At 65.9% G+C, this 16,013-nt stretch carries 14 protein-coding genes; 11 read left to right on the top strand and 3 right to left on the bottom strand.

The features are described from left to right. The 4 genes from ABIC25_RS15125 (at position 1) to ABIC25_RS15110 (ending at position 3,591) form a co-directional block, all read left to right on the top strand. A complete protein-coding gene (locus tag ABIC25_RS15125; RefSeq protein WP_354562104.1) occupies positions 1 to 1,560 on the top strand; it encodes an AMP-binding protein in 1,560 nt (519 codons plus the stop codon). A 115-nt stretch (positions 1,561 to 1,675) separates the two neighbouring features. Continuing rightward, the gene (locus tag ABIC25_RS15120; protein WP_354562102.1) at positions 1,676 to 2,134 is read left to right on the top strand and encodes an SDR family NAD(P)-dependent oxidoreductase; all 459 of its coding nucleotides are present in this window, start codon (positions 1,676 to 1,678) and stop codon (positions 2,132 to 2,134) included. After that, positions 2,134 to 3,180, top strand: a complete 1,047-nt coding sequence (locus ABIC25_RS15115; RefSeq protein WP_354562101.1) for a phosphotransferase family protein — start codon at positions 2,134 to 2,136, stop codon at positions 3,178 to 3,180. Before ABIC25_RS15120 ends, ABIC25_RS15115 begins: the two co-directional genes overlap by 1 nt. Before the next feature lie 3 nt (positions 3,181 to 3,183). Continuing rightward, positions 3,184 to 3,591: a hypothetical protein gene (locus tag ABIC25_RS15110; protein WP_354562099.1), complete on the top strand. Its 408-nt coding sequence runs from the start codon at positions 3,184 to 3,186 to the stop codon at positions 3,589 to 3,591. Positions 3,592 to 3,731: 140 nt separating this feature from the next. Here the strand turns inward: ABIC25_RS15110 and ABIC25_RS15105 are convergent, their stop codons facing one another. Next, complete coding sequence (locus ABIC25_RS15105) at positions 3,732 to 5,660, bottom strand: flavin-containing monooxygenase (protein WP_354562097.1); 1,929 nt, start codon at positions 5,658 to 5,660, stop codon at positions 3,732 to 3,734. Positions 5,661 to 5,684: 24 nt separating this feature from the next. Beyond that, a complete protein-coding gene (locus tag ABIC25_RS15100; RefSeq protein ID WP_354562096.1) occupies positions 5,685 to 6,725 on the bottom strand; it encodes an LLM class F420-dependent oxidoreductase in 1,041 nt (346 codons plus the stop codon). A 299-nt stretch (positions 6,726 to 7,024) separates the two neighbouring features. Here ABIC25_RS15100 and ABIC25_RS15095 point away from each other — a divergent pair, with 299 nt between their 5' ends. From ABIC25_RS15095 to ABIC25_RS15070, 6 genes are all read left to right on the top strand, one after another. Next, the gene (locus tag ABIC25_RS15095) at positions 7,025 to 8,227 is read left to right on the top strand and encodes an acyl-CoA dehydrogenase family protein (protein WP_239402487.1); all 1,203 of its coding nucleotides are present in this window, start codon (positions 7,025 to 7,027) and stop codon (positions 8,225 to 8,227) included. Positions 8,228 to 8,302: 75 nt separating this feature from the next. Next, positions 8,303 to 10,168: an acyl-CoA dehydrogenase gene (locus ABIC25_RS15090; protein WP_354562094.1), complete on the top strand. Its 1,866-nt coding sequence runs from the start codon at positions 8,303 to 8,305 to the stop codon at positions 10,166 to 10,168. Between the two features lie 71 nt (positions 10,169 to 10,239). Continuing rightward, positions 10,240 to 11,136 carry an alpha/beta hydrolase gene (locus ABIC25_RS15085; RefSeq protein ID WP_354562093.1) on the top strand — a complete coding sequence of 299 codons (897 nt, stop codon included), beginning with the start codon at positions 10,240 to 10,242 and terminating at the stop codon, positions 11,134 to 11,136. Positions 11,137 to 11,164: 28 nt separating this feature from the next. After that, positions 11,165 to 11,689: a flavin reductase family protein gene (locus tag ABIC25_RS15080; protein ID WP_004023040.1), complete on the top strand. Its 525-nt coding sequence runs from the start codon at positions 11,165 to 11,167 to the stop codon at positions 11,687 to 11,689. Next, entirely contained in the window at positions 11,686 to 12,621 is a 936-nt protein-coding gene (locus tag ABIC25_RS15075; RefSeq protein ID WP_354562092.1) for an alpha/beta hydrolase, read from the top strand. Before ABIC25_RS15080 ends, ABIC25_RS15075 begins: the two co-directional genes overlap by 4 nt. A gap of 69 nt (positions 12,622 to 12,690) precedes the next feature. Then, entirely contained in the window at positions 12,691 to 13,509 is an 819-nt protein-coding gene (locus tag ABIC25_RS15070; protein ID WP_354562090.1) for an SDR family NAD(P)-dependent oxidoreductase, read from the top strand. A gap of 69 nt (positions 13,510 to 13,578) precedes the next feature. Here the strand turns inward: ABIC25_RS15070 and ABIC25_RS15065 are convergent, their stop codons facing one another. Further along, entirely contained in the window at positions 13,579 to 15,585 is a 2,007-nt protein-coding gene (locus ABIC25_RS15065) for a glycoside hydrolase family 15 protein (RefSeq protein ID WP_239402482.1), read from the bottom strand. Positions 15,586 to 15,732: 147 nt separating this feature from the next. Here ABIC25_RS15065 and ABIC25_RS15060 point away from each other — a divergent pair, with 147 nt between their 5' ends. Continuing rightward, positions 15,733 to 15,933, top strand: a complete 201-nt coding sequence (locus ABIC25_RS15060; protein WP_004023035.1) for a hypothetical protein — start codon at positions 15,733 to 15,735, stop codon at positions 15,931 to 15,933. The last annotated feature ends 80 nt before the right edge of the window (positions 15,934 to 16,013 follow it).

Below are 16,013 nucleotides of genomic sequence, written 5' to 3'. Positions count from 1 at the left end.
ATGTATCCCGGACGTCACGCCGCCGAACACCCCGACCGCCCGGCCGTGATCATGGCGGGCAGCGATGCGATTCTCACCTATCGGGACCTCGACTCGCGCGCCAACAGACTCGCCGCGCTCTTCCGTGCGAACGGATGTGAGCCGGGCGACCACATCGCCCTGTTCATGGAGAATCACGTCGAGATGATCGTGGCGATGTCCGCAGCCGAACGCAGCGGACTGTTCTACACGCCGGTCAACTCGTTTCTGTCGGCCGGCGAGGCCGCGTACATCATCAACGACTCGCAGTCGAAGCTGGTCATCACAACAGTGGCGAAATTCGGTGTTGCACAAGACTTACCGCAGTTGTGCCCAGCGGTGGGTCGTTGGCTCCTCGTCGACGCCGACCAGCTCGCATCCTTGCCCGGACCATTCGAGTCGTTCGCCGAGGCAGTCGCCGGGTTCGGCGACGCCCCAGGCGAGAACGAGCGACTGGGAACTCCGATGTTCTACTCGTCGGGCACCACCGGCCGGCCCAAGGCCATCAAGCGCAATCTGCCCGACGCGCACCCGGGACAGATCCTGGACATCGAGGACTTCGGTCGGAAGGTCTTCCACCTCCGGGAGGGCATGCGTTTTCTCTCGCCCGCTCCGCTGTATCACTCCGGGCCTCAGTCGTCGGTGGCCATCGGCATCCGTCTCGGCGCGACGATCGTCGTGATGAAGCGGTTCGATGCCCGTGACTACCTCGACCTCATCGAGGAACACCGGATCACGCATTCCATGGTTGTTCCCACCATGTTCTCGCGCATGCTCAAACTCCCGGAAGAAGAACGGCAGCAGGACCTCTCGTCGTTGGAGGTGGTGGTGCACGGTGCCGCACCGTGCCCGGTGGCGGTGAAGGAGGCGATGATCGACTGGTTCGGCCCGGTCATCTACGAGTACTACGGCGGCACCGAGGCGAACGGCATCTGCGGCTGTACACCCGAGGAGTGGCTGGCGCACAAGGGAACCGTCGGCCGTCCGTTCATGGGTGAGCCGGTGATCCTCGACGATGACGGGAACCCATGCCCGCCGCGAGTACCAGGAACCATCTGGTTCCGGGGCGTCGGTGCAACGTTCGAGTACTTCAACGATCCGGGCAAGACCGCCGAAGCTCGGGACGCCGACGGCACGATGTCGAAGATCGGGGACATCGGCTACCTGGACGAGGACGGATTCCTGTACCTCACCGACCGTCAGGCGTTTGTCATCATCTCCGGCGGGGTGAACATCTACCCGCAGGAGGTGGAAAATCTCCTCGTCACCCATCCCGAGGTGCTCGATGCCGCGGTCTTCGGCGTGCCCGACGAGGACTTCGGCGAGGCGGTCAAGGCAGTGATCCAACCGGTCGACCCCGACGCCGATCAAGGTCTGCTCGCGCTCCGTCTGGCCGAGTTCTGCCGTGCGGAACTGGCGAAGTTCAAGTGCCCGAGGTCGTTCGATTTCATTGCCGAGATGCCACGGCTGCCGACCGGAAAGCTCTACAAGAAGCCGCTACGGGACGCGTACTGGCCGACTCGCGCGGGCGCGCACGCGTGAGCAGCGGCGATCCGCGATGTGTCGCCCACTCCATCCGGCGTGAGGCGGACCCGCAGACCTACGAAGGAGCGAACGAAGTGATGAACGATCCCGCCGGCCGTGTCGAGGGGACAACGTGACGGGGCCATTGACCGGTCGCGTCGCTCTCGTCACCGGCGGATCGCGAGGAGTCGGCCGATCGGTCGCGTCGAGACTTGCCCGGGACGGCGCAACCGTCGCGATCACCTACCGCCGTGAGGCCCAAGCCGCCGCCGAGGTCGTCGACGAGATCGGCGCCTTCGGCGGAAGAGCTCGGGCCTATCAGGTGTCGATCGACAACGTGAGGGCCGTCGAGTCGATGGTGGACACCATCGCGAGCGATCTCGGCGCCGTCGATCTGCTGGTCAGCAACGCCGGTTCGGCCAGCCGCGGCACCGACATCGACGACCTCGACGCCTCGTCGCCGTTCGGGCGGGTGTGTCGGCCGGAGGACGTCGCCGGTGCCGTGGCCTTCCTGGTGTCGGCCGACTCGGAATACATGACAGGACAACGTCTCGTGGTCGACGGTGGCGGGCCGAAGGCGGCGATCTTCTGATGGCCACCACCACCGCCGAGAGCTTTCTCGGCGAGCTGACCGCCGAACTCGATCGCGCGCTCGACGCGGCCGGGACCCTGCGCCTCACCGATGTCGACAAGCGTGGGGAGGGCAACTCGTGGGAGACCTACCTCGTGACCGTCGCATGGGATGGTCCGAGAGGTCCGGAGGGGGACACCTATGCCGTGAAGCGGCAACCAGTCAGCGGCATCGCCGGTGACTACGACGTGTCCCGCGAGGTCGCGCTGCTCGGTGCCGCCGGCGCCATCGGTATGCGCGTCCCGAAGGTGGTCGCCTCCGTTGTCCCCACCGCCGGGGCGCGCGGATGGTTCGCGATGGAGAAGGTGCACGGGCAGATCCCGATGCCACCCACGATCTCTCGGATGGTCCCGGACCCGGCGGAGCGGGAACAACTCGGTCGCGATGTCGCCCGCGAGATGGCGCGTCTCCATGCCGCCGATCCGCAGACCCTGGGGTTGACGGTGCTCGGTCCGGTCCCGGCGCCGGAAGACACCGGGAAAGACGAGAACGACAAGTGGGCGCAGGTCTATCGCGACGTCGTCGACATCCCCATTCCGATTCTTGATCTCGCCTTCGCCTGGCTCGATCATCGCCGAGACGCGGTGTCGGGACGGGTCTCGCTCGTCCACAACGACTTCCGTGTCGGCAATGTGGTGATCGCCGACGGCGCCATCACCGGTGTGCTCGACTGGGAGACCGCCCACTTCTCCGATCCGACCGCCGACATCGCCTGGTTCGCGCAGCGGACTTCGAGGGGGCGCTCGCCGTTGCTGTGCAAGCTGATCGATCTCGAGCCCTTCCTCGACGAGTACGAGACGGCGGGAGGCTGGCGCCCACAACCCGAAGCGCTCACCTGGTGGGCCGTGCAGTCGCTGACCAAGACGGCCGTCGGATGCCTGCAGGCGGTCGACATCTACTCGTGCGGTGAGCGCGATGAACTGCGCTACTCGAACATGGCGCACAGCATCTACTACAGCATCGGCTGGCTGTCGAAGATGCTGCGGGACAGAGAATGGGGATACTGAGCCATGACCGTCTACTCCACCGAGCCGGGGCAGCTCTTCGCCACGATCCGGGACACTCTGGTACACCGCGTTGCCGGCCACCTGACCGACACGACCGCACGGCTCGAGCTGGCCGCGGTCATCGAGGCCCTCGACAACCTGGCCGATCGCATCGATTGGGATACCGAACGGCTGTCGCGGTGCATCGCCGAGACGGACGACCTGGCCCGGCAATTGGGACTCGGTCATGATGTGTCAGGAGCCGGGGTCGAGGGCCTGGGGCAGCGGCGTCGTGCGATCTCGACCGCGCTCGCGTCGACCTATCGGAACGACGGCGCATCGGCGAAGACGGTCGACGCCGTGCTCCGATTCACCGAAGTCGATGTCCGCGAGCAGATCTCGACCGCCTTGCGAAACGGTTTGCCGGACTGACCTCGTCGACCGTCGCAGAACGGTCGAGCAGGGGAGTCGGTCGTATTTCACCAACCCGCCACCTCACCCCGCAGACGCGCGCAGTGGCCGGCGCGTCTGCGGGTGAGGTGGCGAATTGCGTGGACAGGCGATCTGCCGGATCAGGTGCGCGCGGTGGTCACGAAGTCGATCGGGTCCGGATATGCTGTGCGGGACCAGTATTCGTGGACCGGCCACGGCGAGTTGGTCACCACGCGGCCGCTGGTGTTGCGATAGTAACTGTCGACCCCGTCCATGGCGTAGACCATCGCATCGTTGGCCGCATCGAGTTCCTGGTTGTACCGCTCATACGGTTCCGGCCGGCATTCGATCGAGGCCAGGTCTTCGGTGACCAACCGCGAAATCGACTCCACGACATAACGGACCTGGGCCTCGGCAATGGTGATGTAGCTGCCCCCGGGCGGATTGGTGTTGGGGCCGTACAGGAAGAACAGATTCGGGAAGCCCGGCGTCGTGATACCCAGGTAGGCCCGGCCGTCGTCGTCGGACCAACTGTCGCGCAACAACGTTTCCGCACGGCCACGGATCTCCATCGGGAACAGGAACCGCTGTTGTTGGAACCCGGTGCACAGGATCAGCACGTCGATCTCCCGTGCCTCGCCGTCGGCGGTCACGATCCCGGTCGGGGTGAGCCGGTCGACGCGGTCGGTGAGCAGCTCGACATGGTCCTTGCGCAGGGTGGCGAACCAGCCGTTGTCGATGAGCAAACGCTTGCCGAACGGTGGGTAGTCGGGTGTCGTGCGGCGGATCAGATCGGCGTCGCCGTCGAGTTGCCGCTCGAGGTAGGCCGTGAAGTGTGCGCGAAACGCGTCGTTCAGCGAGCTGACCAGCTTGCCCTTCGCGGCGCGGTCCGGATCGACGGGCAGCGCGGCGAAGGTACGTTCGGTGTAGAGCCAGTAGAGACGGAATCGGTACCAGCCGCGGTAGAACGGGATGTTGTCGAACAACCAGTGCTTGATCGGATCCGACGGTGCGAAGTAATGCTCGTTCGGTGTGATCCACTGCGGTTGTCGCTGGACGATCGCCATCGACTCGACCTGCTCGGAGATGGCCACGACGAGCTGCATCGCACTCGCTCCACTGCCGACCACGGCGACCCGTTTGCCGGTCAGATCCAGATCGGCGGGCCATTCCGCGGAATGGACGATCTGCCCGGTGAACTGTTCGGTTCCGGGATACGCGGGGATGTTCGGCGTGCTGTGGAGACCCGCGGCGGTCACCAACGCCGTCGCGCTGATCTCCTGCTGGGTGCCGTCGGGTCCGGTGACCGCGAGAACCCACCGCTGGTCCGCGTCGTCCCACACCGCTGAGTCGACGCTGTGCTGCAGGCAGATTCGCTCGATGACCCCGTGCGTGCGCGCCACGTCCGACACGTACTCGAAGATCTCGTCGCGTCGTGCGAAGTACTCCGACCAGTTCTTGGGGTGGAACGAGAACGAGTAGAGATCACTCGGGATGTCAACACGAGCGCCGGGGTACCGATTGGCCCACCAAGTGCCACCGAGATGGGCATTGCGGTCGAAGACGGTGTACGGGACGCCGGCCTTCTCGAGATTGATCGCGCACAGCAGACCGGAGATCCCGGCGCCGACGATCGCGACACCGAAGTCGGTGCGGGAGTCCCGGATACGGCCCCTGATGCCGGGTGGCTGGTACGGGGCGAAGCCGAGTTGCTCGGCGATCATCGGCGCGTGATCCTCCCCGATCGGCTCACCCATGGAGACGCTCATCAGCCGGGCGAGTTCAGCACCGGCAGGGGCGGGGCCGGCCGGCGGCTTCCCGTGGCACCAGTCCAGGACCGCGTCGGTCACCGCGTCGTGGATCTCGGCGAGGATCTCCGGCGGCAGACCGCCGTCGTTCAGCTCCTCGAAACCCCTGGGCGACTTCGGGGTGTACGGGGCCGACAGCCACTTCTCCTCGCCGGTCAGCTGATAGAGAATCGGCAGCAGGCAGCCGACGTTGCCCGCGGAGACTGCGCGGTGCACCGTCTCGCGGTCGAGGTGCGGGTTGGGTTTCGGCGTGGGGGTCATAACTCCTGCTTTCCGGGGGTGTGGTCAGTCGACGAGTGCTCGAAGCGACTCGACGGCGGCAAGGCGTACGGTGTGGGTGTCGGCCATCGGAACGACGTTGAGCAACCCGACGCCGAGTTCGGCGAGCATGGCTACACGTTCGGCAACGTAGGAGGCCGACCCGATCAGCGATGTGGCGCGAACCAGTTCATCGGGTACCGCCGCCGCAGCTTCCGCGTGACGGCCCGACAGGAACAGGTCTTGGATCGCGGCGGCTTCCGCGTCGAACCCGTACCGTCGCGCCAACGAGTTGTAGAAATTCTTCTCGCGCGACCCCATTCCTCCGATGTAGAGCGCCAGCTGGGGGCGGGCACGATCCAGCCACGCGGAATCATCGTCGACGATGGCGAACGGCAACCGGACGATGATGTCGAGATCTCCCAGGGCCGGATCGCGTCTGGCCTTGCCGCGACGCAGGGCATCGCCCCAGACATCCTGCATCTTCCCGGGATAGAAGAAGATCGGTTCCCACCCCTGTGCCAGTTCGGCGGTCAGCGCGACCATGGTCTCACCAAGTGCGGCCACGGAGATGGGGATATCCGGCCGCACCGGATGATTGATCAGTTTGAGGGGTTTGCCCACACCGGTTCCACGATCGGGCGGAACGGGGATCTGGAATCGGCGGCCCTGGTGGCGCAGCGGTTCCCGTCGCCACACCGTGCGGCAGATCTCGATGGTCTCACGGGTCTTCCCGACGGCGTGCTCGAACGCGACGCCGTGGAACCCTTCCACGACCTGGGGTCCCGAGGCGCCGATCCCGAGCCGGAACCGCCCCTTCGACACGTAGTCGAGCCCGGCCGCGGTCATCGCCAGCGTTGCGGGAGTTCGTGCGTCGAGCGCGAGAATCCCCGTGGCGAGCTCGATCGACGTGGTCCGCGCGGCCAGGAATCCGAGCTGGGACACCGCGTCGAAGGTGTAGGCCTCGCCGAGAGTTGCCGAATCGAGCCCGACTGACTCGTAATCCACTGTCTCGGAGGCGATCTGATCGAAATCTCGGCCGTGGCCGAGAACTGTGCCGATGCGCATGGCGGGAATCCTGCTTCCTCGATGTATTCGCCCGACCGCGAATTCGGTGCGGCCGTGAAACTCGGTTCGCCGCGAGGCTGGGAACGTTGGTTAATGATTACTATGCCTGGTGCGGATGGTCAACAACCCTGCTACCTGCAAAATCAGGTATTGACATTAGTACTTACTATGTTAGTTTACTCACATCCGGTGATTCCGCGGGGGAACGTCGAACACCGAGAGTTCACCCGACGCCGGTCGTGACCCGCTGGATCGAAGCGGCCACGGCGGACGGACATCTCTGCACGGAAGGCATCGTCATGACCGAAGTTCTGAGCCCAGAAGCCACCCAAGCGTCCTCGAGGGAGGCGGACTACCTCGAGCGTGCTCGCTCGATCGCGTCGCTGATCCGCGACGAGGCCGAGGCGATCGAACGGGAGCGCACCATCACCAAGCCCGTGGCCGATGCATTGGTCGAGTTGGGTTTGCACGGAATGTTGATCCCCGAGGACCTGGGGGGTGGAGGTCTGCTGCCCAGCGAGGGTATGCGCGTCTTCGAGGAGGTGACCAAGGCCGACGCCTCGGTGGGCTGGGCCTGGATGGCCAGCGAGTGGGGTACTGCCGGCGTCGTGGGCTACCTTGCACCGGAGGTCGCGGCGACCGTGTTCAGCGCCGATCGTCCCTTCATCGCGGCCGGTCAGCTCCTGCCCCGGCACATGGGCATCCAGGTCGACGGCGGCTACATCATCGACGGCGACTATTCCTTCGCCAGCGGTTCGGACCATGCGACCTGGATCGGAGCCGGCTTCATCGTCGCCGACGAGAACGGTGCTCCGATTCTGGGTGAGAACGGTCAGCCACAGGCACGCATCGCTCTGATGCCCAAAGACCAGGTCGAGTTCACGAAGAACTGGGACGTCTGGGGTCTCGCGGGCACCGGCAGCCATGACTACCGGGTGACCAAACAGTTCGTACCGGCCGAGTACACGACACCGACCTTCGGCGGCACGCCGACGCGGCCGGATGTCATGTACCAACTGACCAACGAACTGGCCGGTGGCCTGCCGCACGCCTCGATCGCACTCGGCATCGCCACTCGTGCACTGGAACTGGTCGCCGACCTGACGACGGGAAAGATGCGTCCCAACTACACGATCCCAGTGGGCGAAGCCGACTTCTTCCGAATCGACTTCGCCCGGAAGGAAGCCAATCTCCGCGCTGCCCGACTCTACGTCTACGACGTCACGAAGACGGCAGAGAATACTGTGGCCGCGGGTGAGCCGATCACTCCCGAGCACGTCGCCCGCGTCACCCAGATGCTGTCGTGGGTGCACGAGGTCGCCCTGGACGCGGTGGAGTTCGCCCATCGCTGGGGTGGGAGCAAGAGCATCGGTTCCACCAGCACACTCGGCCGCTACGTGCGGGACATGCACGTCGCGACACAGCACCTGCTGGTCGATCCCAAGATGCTCGTCGACTCCGCGGCGGTACTCCTGCCGATCTACGCACGGGCCGAGGACTGACAGAACCAGAGGGCGTCGGCGCCGCTGACACGGGAATCCCGGTGAGCGCGTCGGTGGAGGGAGAGGTGATCGACAGTGGGGCACTACCGGAGTAACTTGCGCGACGTCGAGTTCAATTTGTTCGAGTTGTTCGGTCGCGACCAGGTTTTCGGCGTCGGACCGTTCCGGGAAGTCGACGGTGAGACCGCGCGGATGGCCCTGCGGGAAGTGGAGCAGCTCGCACGAGAGCGCCTCGCCGACTCCTTTGCCGAGTCCGACCGCGCGGAGACCACTTTCGATCCCGCCGCGGGAACAGTTGCGGTACCGGCGTCCTACGCGTCCACCTACAAGACGTGGCTCGACGCCGAGTGGTGGCGGTTTCGCGTGCTTCCCGAGCTCGGCGGCACCGCCGCACCGAGTTCGCTCAACTGGGCGCTGGCGGAGTTCGTCCTCGGGGCTCATCCGACCCTCTGGACCTACCTGGCCTTCCCGACCGGGAGCCGGGTGGTCTGGCGACGCGGAACGGAGCGCGACAAGCGGATCGCGGAGATCGTCGCCTCGCGACACTGGGGTGTGACCATGATGCTCACCGAACCGGATGCGGGTTCGGACGTCGGCGCCGGGAAGACAACCGCAACGCGCAACGACGACGGTACGTGGAGCCTCGTCGGGGTGAAGCGGTTCATCACCGCCGGCGAGCACGATCTGGCCGACAACATCCTCCACCTCGTGCTCGCCCGTCCGGTCGGGGTCGAGGGAGCGGGTGGACCCGGAACCAAGGGCCTCAGCCTGTTCTTGGTGCCGAAGTATCACTTCGACGTCGCGACCGGCGAACTCACGGGTGAGCGCAATGGGGTGTATGCGACCAGGATCGAGAAGAAGATGGGGGTCAAGGTGTCGGCGACCTGCGAGATGACGCTCGGCGCGGACGGGCCGGCTCGCGGGTGGCTCCTCGGTGAGGTCCATGACGGGATCAACCAGATGTTCGACGTACTCGAGGACACACGGATGATGGTGGGCTGCAAAGCGATTGCGACACTCTCGACGGGATACCTCAACGCCCTGGAGTACGCCAAGGACAGGGTGCAGGGTGCAGACCTCGCTCAGGGTTCGAATCCCGGCGCCCCACGGGTTCCCATCACCGCCCATCCGGACATCCGACGCTCTCTGCTCACGCAGAAGGCCTATGCCGAGGGTCTCAGGTCATTGGTTCTGTACGCGGCTTCGTGGCAGGACGAGATCGCGATCGGTGCCGCCGACGGCTCCGACACCCGACTGGCCGAGGCGGTGAACGATCTCCTTCTCCCGATCGTCAAGGGCTATGGCTCCGAACGGTCGTGGACAGTCCTCGGTACCGAATCGCTGCAAACCCTGGGAGGTTCGGGTTACCTGCAGGACCACCCGATCGAGCAATACGTGCGCGACGCGAAGATCGACACCCTGTACGAGGGCACGACGGCGATGCAGGCGCAAGACCTGTTCTTCCGCAAGATCGCGAGGAACGAGTGTGTCGCCGTCGATCATCTTTTTGGCGAGATCACCAGCTTCGCCGGTCGGGACGGACAACAGGGGCCGGCGGGGGAGAGCGCCTTGCTGGCGGAGGCTGCCCGGGCCGTCCGCGACGTGGTGATCGGAATGGTCGCCGACCTGACGGCCTCTGATTCGCGATCCGAAGGTGGCCGCGCGACCAACGTCTATCGCGTCGGATTGAATGCCACGCCCCTCATGTTCATGCTCGGTGACCTCGTGGTGGCCTGGTTGCTTCTCCGCGGCGCCGACGTCGCGCGAGATGCACTCGCGACGGCGCAGGCGGGAGGCAGCCGAGACCGCGCGTTCTACGAGGGCAAGGTGGCCGCCGCCGAGTTCTTCGCTCGCAACGTGTTGCCCGTGGTGATCGCCGAATCCGCAATCGCCCGCGACGTCGACGATTCGGTGATGGACCTCTCCGTCGACGCCTTGTGACCCCCGCCGCGATGTCAACCAATCTCATTCGGACCCAATCTCATTCGGAACCAATTTCATTCGGAGGAATCATGGCCAGGACACCTGCGCTCGAACGCGTTGAGAAGATGTACCTCGAGGGCTTCCCCGACCCCGCGACAGCGACGGTCGACGACCTACGCGAGGCCTACGACCGACTGTTCCTGCAATTCGCACTGCCCGAGGGTGTCGAACCGTCCGAGGACGAGGTCGGCGGAGTTCCCGTGCTGCGCGTCGCGGCGGAGGGGGCGGTGGAGGACAAGGTCCTCGTCTGGTTCCATGGTGGCGGCAACATCATGGGCAGCGCCCGCGGCTTCCAGGAGCTCGGACACAACCTGTCGCGGGCCTCGGGGGTGACGGCGATACTCGCCGACTTCCGGCGGGCGCCCGAGCATCCGTTCCCGGCAGCCTCGGACGACACGGTTGCGGTGATCAGCGCGCTCGTCGAACGTCATGGTGCGCACAATGTCGCGGTCGGCGGCGATTCGGCCGGCGGCGGGCTGGTGCTCGGCGCGCTGGTCGCCCTCCGTGACAAGGGTGAAAACCTGCCCGCCGCTGCGGTGTTCATCTCGCCGCTGCTCGACCTGACAGCAAGCGGCGACAGTATCGACGAATTCGACGGCAAGGACATCGCTGTGTCCCGGGGTTCGATCGGCAATGTGAGCGAGGCATATCTGCAGGGTCACGATCCCGCCGACCCGCAGGCATCTCCGCTGTTCGCGGAGCTGAAGGACCTGCCCCCGGCCTTGTTCATGGTCGGATCAGGTGAGGTTCTGCGCGATGATTCGCGCCGAGTGGCGGCAAAGATCGTCGAAGCCGGTGGATCGGCGTCGGTGTCGCTGTACGACGACATGGTTCACGTGTGGCCCCTCTTCTCGTCGATTCTGCCCGAAGGAATCCAGGCAGCTGACGAAGCCGGCGCGTTCCTTCGGAAGAACCTCTCGGTGTGACCGCTGCACGACGAGAAAGGACCCAGGGATGATCGCTCAGCAGGTCGATGACCTGACCGCCAGATTCCGCGACGCCATGGCCACGGTGTGTACGCCGGTGGCGGTGGTGACGGCCATGGACGGACAGCGTCCACACGGCACGACAGTGAGTGCCTTCGCGTCGTTGTCGATGACGCCTCCGTCGCTTCTGGTCTCACTCGATCGAGGGTCTGAACTGCTCGGTCTGGTGCTGGACGCCGGGGTCTTCGGGATGAACGTCCTGGGCAGCACGCAGTCGAGGCTCGCCGGACAGTTCGCCCGGAAGGGCGCGGACAAGTTCGACGGGGTGTCGTGGCGAGTCGATGCGGGCGTACCGCGCATCGCCGACGTGCCGCATTGGCTTGCCGCCGAGGTCATGCACACAGCGGAGGTCGCCGACCACATCGTCGTGTTCGGCCGGGTCGTCGACGTGGCCAGCGAGACGATCGCACCGCTGACCTATCACGCGCGCAGTTTCGGTACCCACGCGGCCTTGCCGCCGGCCGGTACGACGAACGGCGTCAAGCGCGCATGACCGGGGCAGGGGACGACGACCTTCTCCTCCGAGCCCGCGATCGCCTGGCCGCGGTGCTGGGAAACCGGCGGGCTCGACTCGACGATCTGCGGCGCGACCTCGACACGATGATGCTCGACGCCGTTGTGGATGACGATGTCTCGGTGACCGACGTCATCGTCGGCGGCGTGCCGGCAGTGCGGGTGCGAGCCGGGGCGGTGGCCGACAACCGTGTGCTCGTGTGGTTCCACGGTGGCGGATACGTGATGGGCAGTGCGCGTGGGTATCAGCACGCCGCCGCGGCGCTGTCGAGGTCGACCGGGGCGCCGGTCATCGTCCCTGACTACCGCCTCGCTCCCGAACACCCGTTTCCCGCCGCGGTCGAAGATGCGGCGTCGGTCGTCGATGCGGTGATCGCCGAGTTCGGCGCCGAGCGGACGGTGATCGGTGGCGATTCGGCGGGCGGTGGACTCACGGTGGCGGTGCTGATCCACGCGCGGGATCGCGGTGCCGAGCTGCCGGCGGCAGCCGCGGTCGTGTCCCCGCTCGCCGATTTCACCGCCTCCGGCGAGAGCATCGCGAGCAACAGACACACCGACCCGGTCATCACCGAGCGTTCGCTGCGCGACCTGAGGGCCGCGTACCTCCGTGACGCCGACGCCGAGAACCCGCTTGCCTCTCCGGTATTCGCCGACTTGCGGGGGTTACCACCGATCCTCGTCCTCGCCAGCGAATCCGAGATCCTGCTCGACGATGCGGTGCGCCTTCATCGAAATGTACAGGCGAGCAACGGGTCCAGCGTGCTCTCGGTGTACTCCGAGACCTTCCACGCCTGGACGCTCTCCACCGACATCCTGCCGCGCGCTCGCGAAGGGGTGGCCGAGATCGGGGTGTTCATCGGCGACGTGCTGCGGCGCGCGGAAGCGGCGCCTTCGACATCGCGGCCGCCGTGAGCCGACGGCACGTTGACAAGACGACACTGCGACCAACCCGATGATGATCTGAAAAAGGAAGACACAGAGATGCCCGACTTCGAGAACAAAGTGGCCATCGTGACCGGCGCGACGACTGTCGAGCCCGGCGGCCTCAACATCGGTGGCGCGACAGCCACCGAACTGGCCGCCGGGGGAGCACTCGTCGCGCTGGCCGACATCAACATCGCCGGGGCGCAGGCGCTGGCCGACCAGCTCAATCAACGCCACGGGAGGCAGGTGGCAATCGCGATCGAAACCGATGTGCGCCACGAATCACAGGTCAAGCGGTTGGTGGATGCCACTGTCGAGCAGCTCGGCGAACCCACGATCGTCATCAACATCGCGGGCATCTTTCCGGCTGAGGACGGCGACGTCGCCACGATGACGGTGGAAGCCTGGGACGACGTCCTCGCCGTGAATCTGCGAAGTGTGATGCTGTTGAGCAAGCACACCCTGCCGTACCTGCGCAAAGCCGGTGGAGCGATCGTCAACACGGCATCCACGCATGGATCTGCAGGCGACACCAGTCTCAGCGGATATGGTGCCTCGAAGGCCGGCGTCATCGCGCTCACCAAGTTCCTCGCCACCCAGTACGGCCGAGAAGGCGTGCGCTGCAACGCAGTCAGCCCGGGAACCACGTCCTCACCCCCTGCCCAGCAGCTTCCCGAGGAGATCAAGAACATCTTCCGTCGTCAGAACCTGAACCCCGAGATGCCCACCCCTGAACAGCAGGCCAAGGTATTCGCGTTCCTCGCCTCCGATGACGCCGCCGGCATCAACGGCCAGGAGGTCAGGGTCGACGCGGGCCTGCTCTCCCATCAGCCCATGGTCGCCGACATGCTCGCATTGGGAGCCACGACAGTCTGACTTGGGCAACCGAAGCGCAGACGTCCCTGCCGGCTCGAGCCGACAGGGACGGTGGAACTGTGGCCTCGTTCAGTGATTCGCCGGCTGGAAGGTGGCCTGGTGGGCCGCCTCCTCGGCGCGGATCACGTGCATCACCGCATTGATCAGTGCGAGGTGGGTGAACGCCTGGGGGAAGTTGCCCAGGTGTTGTCCCGTCTTTGCGTCGATCTCCTCGGCGTACAACTTCAGCGGACTCGAGTAGGAGAGCAGGCGCTCGCACAGCGTCTTCGCCCGTGGGAGTTCGCCGATCTCGACGAGCGCCGAGACCAGCCAAAACGAACAGATCGTGAACGTGCCCTCCTCGCCGCTGAGACCGTCGTCGGTCTCCTCGACCCGGTAGCGCAACACCAGTTCGTTCTCGGTCAGTTCGTCGGCGATCGCGAGAACCGTTGCGCGCACCCGATGGTCGTCCGGCGGGAGGAACCGCAGGAGCGGGACGAGCAGCAACGAGGCGTCGAGCGCGTCGTCGCCGTAGCGCTGGGTGAACACCCCGCGTTCGTTGACGCCGTGTTCGAGGATGTCGGCACGGATCTCCTCCGCGATTGCCGCCCACTTACTCGCGTGGGCCTGCTCGCCGTGCATGGTCGCCAGACGCGACCCGCGATCGAGGGCGACCCAGCACATCACCTTCGACGAAGTGAAGTGCTGCGGCTCCCCGCGCACCTCCCAGATTCCGCGGTCGGGTTCCTTCCAGTGCTCGATGGCCTCCTCGACCTGTGCCTTCAACACCGGCCACAGCGTCTCCGGCACCGCCTCGTGTGACTTGATGTTCAGGTACACCGAGTCGAGCATCGTGCCCCAGATGTCATGCTGCGCCTGGTTGTACGCGCCGTTGCCGATGCGGACCGGCCGGGCGCCGTCGTATCCGGAGAGATGGGTCAGCTCTTCCTCTTCGAGGGTGCGCTCGCCGCCGACGCCGTACATCACCTGCAGCGGATGGCGTTCGCCGTTGGTGATGCCCGAGACGTCGGCGATGAACGAGAAGAAGTCGTCGGCCTCCCGATCGAGGCCGAGCGTGTACAAGCCCCACAAGGCGAAGGTGGAGTCGCGCACCCACGCGTAGCGGTAGTCCCAGTTGCGTTCGCCCTGAGGCGTTTCCGGCAGCGACGTGGTCGCGGCGGCCAGCAGCGCGCCGGTCGGGGAGTAGGTGAGTCCCTTCAGCGTGAGCGCCGAACGCTGCAGATGGGAGCGCCACGGGTGATCGGGGAAGCTGCCGATGTTGATCCATTGGCGCCACGACTCGCTTGTCGCCCACATCTTCTGGGCGGCTTCCTCGAAGTTCTGCGGCGCCGGCTGCCGGGACCAGCTGAGCGCGACGAAGCGGTTGTCGCCCTCGACGAGCCGGGTGCGTGCCCGCGCTTCGCGACCCTCCAGACCCAGGCGGAGGTCCGTGGTGAGTTTGAGGGTGGGCGTGTCGGCATCGGTGTCCTTGGCGGTCGCGATCGCCTCGCCGTAGGCCGGGCCGGAGTACTCCCACTTCGTGGTCCCACGGTGGTAGTCGAAGGCCGGTTCGCAACTCATGTGCAGTTCGACGGTGCCGGATACGCAGCGCACGGTGCGCAACAGGATGTGCTCGGCGTCCCAATCGGTGGGCGTCCGGCGGTGCGTCTTCGAGCGACGTTCGTTGTCGTGCCACGGACCCATGACCAACGCGTCACGGATGATGATCCAACCGGTGTCGGTCTGCCAGGTCGTCTCGACCATCAGGCTGCCGGGCAGATAGCGCCGATCCACCGGGACGTTCACCCCGTAGGGCGCGAGGCGGAAGTGACCTGCGCTGCGGTCGAGGATCGCACCGAAGACGCTGGGCGAATCGGGGCGGGGAACGCACATCCACTCCACCGAGCCGTTGCGGGCGATGAGACAGTTCGTCTCGGTGTCGGAGAGGAACGCGTAGTCGCCGATGGGTGGGAACGCGCTCGTGTGCGACGGCGTCGGGGGAGTCGCCGGCGTGACGTGGGCGTCGGCCGCAGTGCCGGATGCCCGCGGCGACGCGGTCGGCAGGGACGTTACGGTGGAGTCATCTGCGACAGACATGGGTCCTATCATTGCGACGGGCGATCGCCGACGCCACTCGGCTCACGGCAGCCGGGCGGTGGCAGTGATCACGGACCGCGAAACCGCAACGCAGCGGGCAGGCGGATTGCTGTTCGCGATCGAGAACTCGGATGACGGGGTGATGAGGTGTCGGCGTTCTTCGCCTGGTGGGACAGCGTGGAGGAGTGGCTCACAGGCCTGTCCTTCGTGCCCCAGTTGCTCGTGACGGTCGCCGTCGTCATCCCGGTGGCGATCCTCATCGCCTATGTACTCAGCCTGCTGGTCGACGCCGCTGCCACGCTGGTCGACCGACGCCGCTTCGCCGACGACGATGGGACCGGATTGTGAAGAAGATACTGCGTTCGCCGGTCACCTTCGCGCTGCTGGCGTTGCTGATCCTCGTCGTGATCGCGTGGCTGATCACAGGC

The sequence above is a fragment of the Gordonia sp. PvP123 genome (assembly GCF_040547295.1).
Lineage (GTDB): Bacteria > Actinomycetota > Actinomycetes > Mycobacteriales > Mycobacteriaceae > Gordonia > Gordonia terrae.
The sequence above is the reverse complement of the archived record's forward strand: the minus strand, read 5'-3'. Positions and strand labels throughout refer to the sequence as shown.